The 12,057-nt window shown below is 63.5% G+C and carries 13 protein-coding genes; 7 read left to right on the forward strand and 6 right to left on the reverse strand.

All coding sequences use genetic code 11. From position 1 onward, the window contains the following. The first annotated feature begins 369 nt into the window (after positions 1-369). Positions 370-960, forward strand: coding sequence for a Clp protease N-terminal domain-containing protein (locus HGB39_RS27935; protein WP_168442965.1), 591 nt, complete (start codon positions 370-372; stop codon positions 958-960). Positions 961-1,095: 135 nt separating this feature from the next. Here the strand turns inward: HGB39_RS27935 and HGB39_RS27940 are convergent, their stop codons facing one another. The 6 genes from HGB39_RS27940 to HGB39_RS27960 all read right to left on the reverse strand — a co-directional run bounded on the left by HGB39_RS27940 (position 1,096) and on the right by HGB39_RS27960 (position 5,179). Beyond that, the gene (locus HGB39_RS27940; protein ID WP_168442966.1) at positions 1,096-1,734 is read right to left on the reverse strand and encodes a phosphate signaling complex PhoU family protein; all 639 of its coding nucleotides are present in this window, start codon (positions 1,732-1,734) and stop codon (positions 1,096-1,098) included. Between the two features lie 106 nt (positions 1,735-1,840). Further along, positions 1,841-2,293, reverse strand: coding sequence for a DUF6308 family protein (locus HGB39_RS39050; RefSeq protein ID WP_247607518.1), 453 nt, complete (start codon positions 2,291-2,293; stop codon positions 1,841-1,843). Between the two features lie 399 nt (positions 2,294-2,692). After that, positions 2,693-3,079 (reverse strand): hypothetical protein, encoded by a 387-nt coding sequence (locus HGB39_RS39055; RefSeq protein WP_247607520.1) that lies wholly within the window; start codon positions 3,077-3,079, stop codon positions 2,693-2,695. Next, positions 3,066-3,767, reverse strand: a complete 702-nt coding sequence (locus HGB39_RS27950; protein ID WP_064080941.1) for a hypothetical protein — start codon at positions 3,765-3,767, stop codon at positions 3,066-3,068. The genes HGB39_RS39055 and HGB39_RS27950 overlap by 14 nt, the downstream gene beginning before the upstream one ends. Positions 3,768-3,938: 171 nt before the next feature. After that, a complete protein-coding gene (locus HGB39_RS27955) occupies positions 3,939-4,271 on the reverse strand; it encodes a hypothetical protein (RefSeq protein ID WP_247607521.1) in 333 nt (110 codons plus the stop codon). Positions 4,272-4,792: 521 nt separating this feature from the next. Further along, on the reverse strand, positions 4,793-5,179 hold the full coding sequence (locus HGB39_RS27960; RefSeq protein WP_155756127.1) for a hypothetical protein: 387 nt from the start codon (positions 5,177-5,179) through the stop codon (positions 4,793-4,795). Here HGB39_RS27960 and HGB39_RS27965 point away from each other — a divergent pair. The 6 genes from HGB39_RS27965 (at position 5,163) to HGB39_RS39970 (ending at position 11,553) form a co-directional block, all read left to right on the forward strand. Further along, positions 5,163-5,489, forward strand: a complete 327-nt coding sequence (locus HGB39_RS27965; protein WP_064080942.1) for a hypothetical protein — start codon at positions 5,163-5,165, stop codon at positions 5,487-5,489. The genes HGB39_RS27960 and HGB39_RS27965 overlap by 17 nt on opposite strands. A gap of 776 nt (positions 5,490-6,265) precedes the next feature. Continuing rightward, entirely contained in the window at positions 6,266-7,909 is a 1,644-nt protein-coding gene (locus HGB39_RS27975; RefSeq protein WP_064080943.1) for a ubiquitin-activating E1 family protein, read from the forward strand. A 36-nt stretch (positions 7,910-7,945) separates the two neighbouring features. Then, positions 7,946-8,515, forward strand: a complete 570-nt coding sequence (locus tag HGB39_RS27980) for a sigma-70 family RNA polymerase sigma factor (protein ID WP_162276269.1) — start codon at positions 7,946-7,948, stop codon at positions 8,513-8,515. After that, positions 8,512-9,240 (forward strand): hypothetical protein, encoded by a 729-nt coding sequence (locus HGB39_RS27985; protein WP_155756129.1) that lies wholly within the window; start codon positions 8,512-8,514, stop codon positions 9,238-9,240. Before HGB39_RS27980 ends, HGB39_RS27985 begins: the two co-directional genes overlap by 4 nt. Further along, entirely contained in the window at positions 9,237-10,235 is a 999-nt protein-coding gene (locus tag HGB39_RS27990; protein WP_155756130.1) for an ImmA/IrrE family metallo-endopeptidase, read from the forward strand. The genes HGB39_RS27985 and HGB39_RS27990 overlap by 4 nt, the downstream gene beginning before the upstream one ends. Before the next feature lie 421 nt (positions 10,236-10,656). Further along, on the forward strand, positions 10,657-11,553 hold the full coding sequence (locus HGB39_RS39970; protein ID WP_162276270.1) for an SIR2 family NAD-dependent protein deacylase: 897 nt from the start codon (positions 10,657-10,659) through the stop codon (positions 11,551-11,553). Positions 11,554-12,057 lie beyond the last annotated feature (504 nt).

Raw genomic sequence — 12,057 nt, forward strand, 5'->3', positions numbered from 1 at the left:
GATCAACAACAACTTCCGAACCTAACCAGCTGAGGTTTGTGCACAAAACACGTAAAGACCTACTCGCCAACTAATTACCGAAACATGTTGCAAATCAACGTCTTTCAAAAACGACTCAAAACCGGACGCAACAGACACCCGCGCGCCCGCCGGAACCCCGGCGCCGCCACTCCCCGAACAGGTCGCCGGCGACCCCCACATCACAAACCGGGGGCATGCCATCACACCAGGTCACAGCACTATTACGCCCACCGGTGCCGAGGTCGCATCGATCCCACCCCTAACCACCTACGCACCGCCCAGAATGGGCAGCAGGGAATTCAGCAGTAGTTCGCGTAGCTCGCGGCGACGCCTGGGAGGGAGCGCGTCATGGTGTTCGAGAGATTCTCCGATCAAGCCCGTCAAGTGGTCGTCCTCGCCGCCGGCGCCGCCCGCACCCACCACCAGAACTCCGTCGGCACCGAACACCTGCGGGTCGGGATCTTCGACGCTGGCGGCCCCGGAGCGGCGGCGCTGACCTCGTGGGGTGTCACCGCGCCGGCCCTCGAGTGCAAGCTCGGCGGTGTCAGCGCACCGGCGGGCTCCGCTCCGGCGGTTGAGCACATCCCGAACACCGGCGAAGACGAAGAAGGTCCTCGAAGCCAGCCTGCGCCAGACTGCCCTGCTCGGGCACGAAGAGGATCGGCACCCGACCACCTCCTCCTGGCCCTGCTCGACGACCCCGCCTCCACCGGCGCTCAAATCCTCACCGACCTTGCCTCCCTGCCCATCAGCGAGATGCGTGAGCACCTCAGACGCGAACTGGCCCAGCAGCCCACTCCAGGCCCCGCCCACCGCATCCCCATCCGGCTCAGCGACGACGAATACACCCGCGCCCACGCTGCCCCCCGCGCCGCTGGCCAGCACCTCGAAACCTCCGGTCCACACCGCATCACCGACGCCCTCGAACAACCCGAATAGCAGGTTCAGTCGGGGGTGAAGAACAGCGCCACCGACATGAAGAACCACACCACCAACGTCACCAACGTCACCAACGGGCAGGGCGAAGTCCACGCTCGGATCGGCCGCGGCGATGCGGCCCGTGACGGCGACGACCTACGGGGTCATCTGTTCCCCGGATACGAGGGAAATCACCCGGCGCCCGACGGTGACGGTGTGGTCACCGAAGCGCTCATAGAAACGCCCCAACAACGTGACATCGACCGCGGCCGGGATGCTGCCGGTCCAGGCCGGATCCTCGATCAGGGCAAGCAACCGTCGATGCAGGTCGTCGAGCTCGTCGTCGCGTCTACCGATCTCGGCGGCCAGTTCGAGATCATGCGTGCGCAGAACCCGTTCGGCGAGGCCGGCCAACTCGGCCGCCACCCGCCCCATCTGCGAGAGCACTTCCTCCGCCTCACCGGACGCGACGTGCTCGGGATGACGCCGGCGGACACTTTCGGCCACATGCTGCACCAGCCCGCCCATCCGGCTCACCAGGTGCACACCGGTGACCACCTGACGGAGATCACGCGCCACCGGGCCCTGCAACGCCAACAGCGCCATCGCCAGGTCCTCGCACGGACCGCGCAACTCCTCGATCTGTTCGTTGAGGTCGAACACCCGCTCGGCCAGGGGCAGGTCAGCCCGCACCAAGGCATCGGTCGCCGCCCGGACCGCATCCCCGGCCAGCCGGCACATCGACGCCAGACGGTCGGTCAGCTCGTCGAGCTGCTCGTGAAACTTCATCCGCATAACCATCATCCTCGTGCACCTGCCGAAGACAACACACCGGGACGTGTCATCTTTCCCGGTCCGACGGCTCGCCCAGGCCGCGATTCTTCCCCGTCCATCCACGCGATCACGTCGAACACCCGCAGTACCGAGATCTCCTCGGGCGAGGCCCGCGTCCCCGAGGATCGACACCAGCCGGTGACGCAACGCGCCGTCGTCGGCGCAAAGTGCCTCCCGGACCGGGTTCAGATGTGCCCGCTCGGTGCCCAGCACCTGACTGACCACCGAAACCGAAGATCGGAAACAGCCGGGGACGTTTACGGGCAATCAACTTCGTCGCCTTCATCCCGCCCACGTCCCGCAGGCCGCGGAGGGCGGTTTCCAGGTCCCATGCGGGCCACCCAGGGGGCAGCGGCTCCGGTTCGTCGAAACCAGGTCCCGATCCGGGCCTATCGCCGTCAGAAGGGCGTTCAGCGCCTCCGCCTCGGCGTCCAGGATCACCCCGCACCGCCGTCGGGGGGGACCTGCGATCTGCGCCACGTCCGCGCCCGGTAGAGCGGCAGTCGACAAAGTGTCTCATTATCGTGTATTTCGTTGCTGCAGAGGAGCTCTCGTTTTCGGCTCCTGAACCAGCAGTAGCAACGCATCACGTCCTCGTCTCCGGCGTTGCTCGGGCATCGACAGCCACGAGCGATGATCCGCATCGGCCAACACCTCGGCCAGGGCTCGGACTCTGCCCCGATCACTTCCCCTCATCCGTGCCCGATCGGCCACGGGGTTCTCGATGGCGCACGCCAACACCACGGCATCGTCGAGATGACACCCCCGATCGCGGGGATCTTCCAGGTAGGCCGCGCCCTTGAGCACCAACGCCCCCAGGATATCGGGCACACTCAACTTGGTTGACACTCCATCGATCTCGATCAGGCAGTCCACCGTCTTACGCAACGCGGACGTGCCCGCAGGAACGGCGAACACCTCACGCCCCGACACCCTGCCGAAACCGGGGTGCCAGGTGATCGGCGACCATCACATCGACCTGCTCGACACCACCCGAACGTACGAAACGGTGCACCCGCCCCCTCACCGGCATCTGCAACTCGTATCCGATCTGCTCGAGCCGGGCACGGACACCGCCGAACGTCGCGGCACCGGTCTCCACATGCAGAATCATGTCGACATCGACGGTCACCCGGGTCGGCGGCACACCCGCGCGCACCGCATGAAGCTGAACCATCAACCCGCCGATCAACGTCCACTGCTCGGACGGAATCATCTGGGCGATCTCGGCGGCCTGCGGCCACGGCGGCCCCCACCCACCGACCGGTGCCTGCACCGTCCACACCGGCCGCTCACCGGAAATCATCGAGCAACTCCCCCAGCACCCGCGCCCCGGCGCTGCGCTCCCGGGTGTCGAGCGACTCCATCAAATCCACCGCAACAGTCGCCACCGGCAACGTCGTCGTCGTGAAAAACCGGTCCAGCGCAGTGACCACCCTCAACGTCACGTCCCCCTCACCGTCCGCCACCAAACCGAAGGTATCGATCACGCCGGCGAGGTCGTCGCCGACCACATACCCGTCCACAGCACCACCAGCCCTTCCCGACAAACCGAACCGGCCCGCCACCCCCGGAACATGGGTCAGCGCACTGACACCGGTGGCCGCCACGTACCCGCCGGTGACAAGAGTGTTCAGATCATCGCCCCATCCCCGCATCCGGTGCACCCGCGCGCGCCGGCGGGCAAGAAATGCCACCTCGGTCGCGCTCGCCCGGCGCAGCCGATGCCTCAGACGACTCGCCTGCGAAGGAGAAATCCAATCCACCCCCACACCAGACAACATCGCCAACGCCGCCCACGCCACATCCCCGTTCCACGGCCGGCCTCGATGGCGGTCCGTCTGCGCCACACGGTGCACCGACCCCGCATCCAACAACAACGCCTTCCCCACCTCCCGCGTGACCACCAACTCCCCCGCCCGCGCGAGACGAGTGACCTGCCGGCCGGACACGCCCAGCTCGGCAGCCGCCGCCGACACCGACATCTCACCCATACATATATGGTCGCACCTGCGACTATATAACGCAATAAGTGCAGTTCAATACACCTATTTAGCCGTTGCCCGACTGCGACCGGGCATTCCCGTCCGACACGTCTAGGACTGCGACGTCGTCGTCCATAGCCCAGCTCCGCCGCACGAGAGGCGACATCGATCCGCACCACGTCAGCCACGCCAGGCTCCGTCCAGGATCGCCCGACGCAGGTGCTCGCCGGCTTCCGCCGCATCCGGGCCCGGGCTGGCGAGCACATCGTGCAACGCGATGATCGGGTCGACCCGCACTGGCAGCACCTCGTCGATCGCGGTCGGATCGACCCGCGCCGTCGGTTGTGCCGCCGCGGCCGCGGTGCGCCACAGGGTCCGGTCCGCCCACCGCGTCCACGGCCGACGACCACGCCGCAGACCCCGGTCCCCCGACCCGGCCTCGGTCGACGCCGCCGCGGTGTGTTCGACACCCCCGATGACGACACGCCCCTCCTCGACCGCGATCAGATCCACCACCCCCTCCGCCGCCAGCCCTCGCAAATACGACGTCGCACGCGGGGTGACAAGCAGAAGGCGGTCCCCGCACGTGCGGCCGGGAATCAGGTCGCCCACCCGTAACGCGAATAGTCCGCGACGGCTCGCGGTCGAGGCATAGTGCCGACCACACCCCATGACGGGGCCACCGCCGACCTACAGGCGGATCGCCATAAACACCGCCGCGACTCGCGCCCAGCACTCGCCGCCTCCGACCCGACGAACGGCGGCGTCTACACGAAACCCTCAGACCGATACAACGCATGCGCCGCCGTCATAATTCGCAGCGACTCAAGACGAACCGTGACAAACCCCTCCGCGCGTGCAGCATCAAGCAGCTTCTCTCACGCGCGGCCGTGCGCAGCGGCGACGTCGCATAGTGGATCTCGGTCGAGGGTGCGGTGGCGGTGTGCTGATCGAGGAATCGGTTACGGATGTCACGCGCCCACCGTCCGGTGAACGCACGAGTGAGCGCGGTAGGACGCCCCCTGGCGAGTGCGTCACGCACCACCATCGAAGCCGACCACATCACCCTGTCCACCCGTATCGCCGCACTCCTGTTCCTGCTCTACGGTATCCCCGTCCGCAGGATCGCCGAACTCACCCTCGACGACATCACCACCACCCCGCCCGGAACCACCGTCAGGATCGGCACCCTCCCTGCCCCACTGCCCGAACCTGCTCGCCCTCGTACGACAACACCTCCTGATGAGCTGCACGCTTCCGTACTTCTCGCAGGTTGGATCCGACACTGCGGCAAAACTCGCGGGCGCCGACCATGTCTGACGCCGCCGATTTTCACTCTGACCGTCTTCGTCGTCTTCTCTGTAGACGGCGTCAACACTAGACGCGTAAATGAGAGGAAAGTCGATGAGTGTGTCGAACAAGCTGCATCCGGAGCAGGGTACGTCGAGCGGCGGCAAGGACAACCACCCAATCAAGGTCACGATCCGAACCCTCGCCGGACACAGTGCCTCCGAGACCGTCAAACCGAACGACACCGTGGCGGAAATCACCGCCTCGTCCGTGAAACGTTTCGTCGCGAAAGGCGAGCTGCCGGCTGGCGACTACATGCTTGCTTTGCCGCGCCTTGGTGGCGAGGGTGAACTCGACCCGACCGCGAGACTGCGTGACGTCAGCGTCGTGGACGGTGATGTACTCGTACTAGTGGATCGCAAGCCTCAGGTCGATGGCTAATGGCACTGCATCCTGCGGTGCTGGCAGATCTGCTCGACACCGAGGTGCGCCACGCCCGATCCAGACTGGGTGATCGGGCACACGACCTTCGCCGCGCTGGTAGCGACTTGCTGTTGACACTGCGCCGCCCAGACGGATCCTGGACGCTCCGACTCGACGGTTCACGCTACGACGCGGAGCCCTTCGACGTCGCACTCGTAGATGAAAATGGCTCTATCCTCCCGCTCGAACAATGGATCCCCGGATACGCCCACGGAATACATAGCAGTCTGCAAATCCCCTGGGTGTGCGTAAGCGGCACCCGCGCGTACTACGCACACGAAAGCCACTTCGCTGAACGATGGGATGCCGTCCGATACGCACATCGGGCCGACAGCCTATTGGCGCACCTACTGACCAAGGCGGGCCTATGAGCACGTTGGTACTACCCCATGAGTTGTGTACCGCTGCCCGAACGTTCTTCGAAGACTGCGGCACGCGGGGACACGAGGGAACGGCCATGATCAAGCACAGCCCGTACGGGGCCGAACTGGTGATACCAGAACAACAGCCGTGGCGAGGTCACCGAGGCGAAGTCTCCGTTGAGGTCACCCGCCGTGGACAGATGCAACTAGCCCAAGCCCTCGGCGCCGACGAACTGTACGTTGCACGAATCCACTCTCACCCAGCCGAGGCATACCACTCGCAAACCGACGACGCGAACCCCGTGCTGACACACGAAGGCGCCCTTTCCATCGTGGTCCCATTCTTCGGACTCGGCCTTCGTTTGGGATTGAATGCGTGCGCCGTACTACGCCGCGAAGGTGGCCGCTGGCGATCCTTACCAGTCGGGGCAGACCGCGATCGGTGGATCCAAGCAAGCCCGGGAGAAAACGATGCCCACTGATCCTCGACTGCGGCTTCTCGGTGACGAGTCCGTCGCACACACCTCGACCCTCTTGCACGCACTCGATGACGTGCGCATCGCGATCCGAACCGGACCTGATATGGCAGGCAGGTACACCATCGCTCTAGCCGCATTCATGGGAATGACCGCCCGGCTCTTCGGCCAAGTGGTCTTGGAACGCCCAGTCTCCCTCGCAGACAACTGGTGGGGCGCCACCGACACTGATCAGTTGATGACCGCGCTGGACAACGTGCGCCCACGTCCCCCTGAGCAACCGCGCCGTGAGCTGGTTGTGACCTTCGGCGACCGAGTCCCTGCCGGCGTGATCGGGATAGGAGGAGACGATTACACGATTCGCCTCGGTACCAAGCCACAACCATTTGGGCAGAACGCCTCACACGCGCTCGGAGTGCACGGCGCTGTATGCATAGCAGTCAGCCAACTCCTGTTGATCGCACTCGAATCTGTCGGCTTCTCGGGAGTCCGAGTAGTTGAGTCCTACGTGGCCAACCTGATCGATTACAACCTGACCGCTGCGCCCGAAGCACCCCCGAATGCAGGTCAACACAACCTACATCTCGCAGTCGCCGGCGTGGGCTCTGTCGGCAGCAGCAGTCTCGCCCTGCTCGCCACCGCGCTCGGGAACCAAGACACTATGGGCACGCCTGTCCCACGAGGAACGCTGGCCAAAATCACGACCATCGACGCGGACACTATTGACCCCACCCGAAACCCGTTTCGGTATCCTGCGCTACTCGGAACCGAGACTGGATCTAAAGCCGAGTACTTCGCAGACCGGCTCACCAAACTCGGTTTCGAGGCACAAGCTGCCCCTGGCACCGTAGCTGACTGGGTTCGAAGTCAGGACCAGCCGGGATTTGACGGACTACTGCTGTCCTCCGTCGACACGCTCACGGGGCGTCTGGAAGTGACAGACGCTCTCGCCCGCTCAACACTGTCTCTTGGCGTGTCGGGGCTGTCACTTCACGCCCAACGAGAGTTCTTCGCGGACGGGTTTGCCTGCCCCTTCTGTGACTACGTCAGCGCCCAACCTCCGATGACCCAGGCTGACGTTCACGCGGTAACCACTGGCCTACCGGTCCCCCGCGTCCTATCGCTGATGCAGGAGGGCGCCCGCCTCACCGATTCAGACGTCGACCAGGCAATTGCAGCAGGCAAAGTTCCTGCGCACCGCCGTGATGCACTCATCGGCGCGACGATCAATGACTTGGTACGCCAGGCTTACGCCGAGGGCGAGGTGCGTTCACCTTCCGGAGATGGCGTGGTCGCAGTGGCCGCACCACAAGTATCTTGGTTCGCCGGGGTCCTAGCCGCTGCCGAGATCGTCAAACAGGTTCAAGGACTTCCGGTGGTCGACCGCCGGGTCGATGTAGACCTCACCGGTCTGCCTCCTGGGCTTGTCAGGCGCATAGCCGCAGACCGCACTGGTCGATGCTTATGTCGCTCCGGTACCCGTATTCGGTGGTATCGCGAACTGTACGAAAAACCTCCTATGGCTTCCGGCGCGTCTTGACGATGTGCCTGCGTCAGCTCACGGCATACTTCAGTGGTGAGCGTCGGCCGACAGTATGAGAAGGGCGAGGCTGCCGCGGTTCCGCCCATCGATATCGGCGCACTCTACGAAGCCCACCACGTCCGGCTTCGGCGCCACGCCCAGGCGCGACTCCCAAGCAGTTTCCACCACGAAGTCGACGTGGCCCTCATGACAGTATTTGCTCGACTGGTCCAGGCTCGAGCCGAAGACCGACTACCGGAACCTCGGAGTTGGGAAGCATTCCTGGTCGCTGCTGTCACTCGCGCATGCCAGGACCTCATCAAGACTGCCCGAAACAACGACGAGATCGATGACAATGATCCTCGAACCCATCGCGACGCTGAAACCGACCCGACGGGAGAGACGGCGGTACATCTCGTTGAACACGCTGATCGAGTAGTTCGGGCTTCGGCCGCACTCGAGACCCTTGATGACCGTTCACGCTTGATAGTGATCGGCAAGGATGGTTACGAACGAACTAATCGCGACATCGGCGTGGAGCTAGGGCTATCCGGGCAGCGGGTGGGCCAACTGTACGACCAAGCGCTCAAGCAACTCAGGGAGGAGGTAGACCGAAACTCATGACTGGCGACGACGAAAGAAATGAGCGGCGCCTCGATCCGGATGCCACTCCGATCCAACGTGCCCTCCATTCCCGACGGGAGGGAACACCCTCAGCGAACCCCACTCTCGCCCCAGAAGACCAACAACTTGTCGACGATGTTCTCCCCTGGCTCGACGCCATCCACGAAGCCGCTCTGCATACAGTCGTGGAACTACAGTCCGACGCGCAGCCGTCCGGGCGCGTGCCGGTTCGTGCCGACGACCCTGTCGCCTTGATGCTTGGCCTTGTGCCCGATCCCGCCCTTGTCGTCAGTGGAAGCAAACTGGCCGCAGCGCGTAAGCGGGCTCGCTTGAACCTCCAACAGCTTGTCGACCGACTACTAGCTCGCGGCTGGGATCTGAGTCTTCAGAAGTGTTTTCGATGGGAACTCGGTCACCCAGAGCTCTCCCCTGCACTCATCACTGCCATAGCAGAAGAACTGTCCGTCAACGACGATGCACTACTTCTTGATAGGCCGAACCGAGCTCTTGGCGAATACGCGGATCTGTTCGACGACCAAAGAATTGCGACCTTCATAGCGGACTGGGCCACCGAGTGCGGCCTAGAACCGGAGGCCATGCGCAAACGCGTCAGCAGGACCCTAGCCACCGCCGCCCATCGCAACAGAACTGGAGGATCAGTCGAAGCGATGCTCGACGTTCTACGAACAATGCGCTCCATTCCCGGTTACTTCGACGACCGATGACGAGAAAGCAGCACGCCACCCGCATAGTCGGTGCACTGTCGCCGGAGCTGCGCGCCGAACTCCAGCGTGCACCGCTCGTTGCGATGACCACCGAAGGTCTCGTCGTACGAGCTGTCCGGGCACTGAGTTCCTCCCGTGGGGCCGGCGGCATGTGCGACGGCATGTCCTTCAGTGAACATGGCACAGTGCTCTACGCGCCTACGGACTCCCGTCGGCAAAATTTCACTCTTCTGCACGAGTATGCGCACCTTCTCGTCGAGAATGATGATCAAGCGATGATCTGGCTCGCCGATCGAGAAGATCCGAAGACCGAACTAGAACGGCTTTGCGACGACATCGCCGCGGGACTGTTGATCCCAGAAGAACTGCTCACCAGCATTGTCGGTACTCCCCCAATCACGGGCCAACACCTTCTCGACCTCTTCGTTGCCAGCGAGGCCAGCCAAATAGTCTGTGCGATCGCCCTAGCCCGGCGACTCACCTGCACCGGTGCAGTGCTACTTACTGATCGGTTGTCGAACACGGTCGTCCACGCTGCTCTGGTCGGCGAACCCGGTGTGTACCCCGCAAGCCGCCAACCCGTGCCCAGCGATCATCCGCTCGCCCGCATCCGACCTCGCCAACAGATCATCACGAAATCATTCTGGTCCACACCGTGGGGAACGCGAAGCTACTACTACCTCAACGCCACCGCCACAGAAAAGCGCACCTATAGCGTGTTGGCCGAAGTGGACCTGTGGGGACTCAGCAATCTGCACTTGGACACTCCGGAACTTCCATCGTCTACCCGAACGACTCGCACGATCACCTGTTCCTGTGGTTATAGCGGCAACGCCGCTGGGTTCCCCTGCACTGAATGCGGCAAGCCGTTTTGTCCTAGATGTCAACGCTGCGACTGCGAGCGCCGTGCGTCTCTCACCGACCGATGCACAATCTGCTTCGTGTCCGTTCCTCGCCGCGATCTGGTAGAAGGCATCTGCAGTAATTGTCGATAGCGCATCGAAGCGCTACGTATGGCTGTGCTAAAGATCCAGACCCTGGATGGCAATACGACGTTCCGGGCGGTCGGAGACCAGGTCGGGCCGCCTGAGTCTGTCATGTCGCGTTCTGGTTCACGGGTCAACAGAGTCAACGGGGTTAACGGGCCCCCGCGGATGCGCTCTCGCAGAAGATCGATGCGTCGTCTGTCAGCCGCGAGTCCCAAAGCCTTGCTAACAATGCCGGAAGTCGTCGACCACTCATAGGCCCGCGGACTGCCCCAGCCGATCGAGGTAAGCGTCCCATCGAAGAATGTTTGCCCAGCGGCGTCGTGGTGCGTCAACGCAGTCTGAGGGGCAAGGCGCTGGAAGACTAGAGGCTATGACGGCATGGCACGAGAACCCCGGCAACGCGTCGCTAATCCACCGACTCCGGGGTGTGATCTCTGCACAGGGTCGGCTGATGGTATTTCTCGGGGCGGGTCTGTCGTTCGGTGGACCACGACTCCAGAGCCGTGCACGGTTCGACTACGACCGGTATGACCCCTGGTGGCCGCGCGACTTCCCAACCGGGGATCTGACCCCAGATGATGACGGCCTGCCACTCCCGTCATGGCCCTGGCTGGTGAACCGCATGTATCGCGAGATACTTAGCCAGACGTCGACTGACGAGCACACATCGTTGCGAACCTTCTTCATCGAGGAAGGGCCACTGGACTGTGCCCAGCTGTTTCGTCAGACAGTGGGTGACGCGAACTACCGGGACTTCCTGCTCGCTCAGTTCGACTCGTCCAGGCAGCCGTCCATTCGGACGACGCCTAGCCACGAAGCATTGGTGCGGCTAAACCTACCGTTGATGTTCACTACGAACTACGACGAGCTGATTGAGAAGGCGTATCTGGATGCAGGGCAACAGGTGCGCGTTAGCGTCTCAGAGGAGCAGTTCAAGGCTAGACGAGCTGAACGACCGGCACACCATCTCGTGAAATTGCACGGGTCGATCGATCAGCCTGAGACGATCGTGCTTACCCGCAGTGATTACGCCCGGGCCCGAGCCGACCGCAAGGAGATGCTGGGCCTCCTCCGTGCGGAGTTGGCAGAGGCAGCCTTCCTGTTCGTGGGCTTCAGTCTCAGCGACCCCAACTTCAACCTGCTTCACGACGACATTCGTCTGGTCTACGGCATGAATGTCCCGGCGTCTTACACAGTGCAAGGCAGTCGGAACCCCGTCAAGGATCGCTACCTGCGTTCATTGGGCGTCAACACAATATGGCTCGACGGATGGAACGCCCTGCCGGACTTCCTGACGCGCATCAATCCAACAGCGACGAACTAGGTCAACGAAACAAACTTACTCATCGAAGGTCGCTTCGAAGGTCGTTTGGGCGGGCAATCAGGCCGCGAAGGATCGCATACAGGTGCGGATGGGCGCTGGCCGCGAGTTCAAGAATCTCGAAGCTCATCTACGGGAAGGCAAGACGGTCGAGATGGCCTGCGTAACATTATGGGCGTGGGCAGGGCCTGCCCGCACTCACGAACGTGCGACTTGTTGTTCACCGGTAGTGCGGCGTCGCCAGGCACGGTCGATTGCGGGCGTCGCATCCGCTCGGCAATCCTCCGGAATTCTGGCCTTTTCCACCCCAACGCATTCCCGTTCACCTCGGTGGTGTCGCCGCGGCGTATCTGCAGGGCGGTGGGTAGCAGGATGTGCGTGGCGCCGCAGTCGCCGGCAGCGCACCCGTTGTGGTCGCTTCGGTCAGTGTGTTTCGCCCACCGAGCGGACGGCACGGGCACGCCGGTGTCCCCACCTGGACACCGCGTCCCGGCACTGCGGGCATCG

It is taken from the genome of Rhodococcus opacus (genome assembly GCF_012396235.1).
In the GTDB taxonomy this organism is placed as follows: domain Bacteria; phylum Actinomycetota; class Actinomycetes; order Mycobacteriales; family Mycobacteriaceae; genus Rhodococcus_F; species Rhodococcus_F opacus.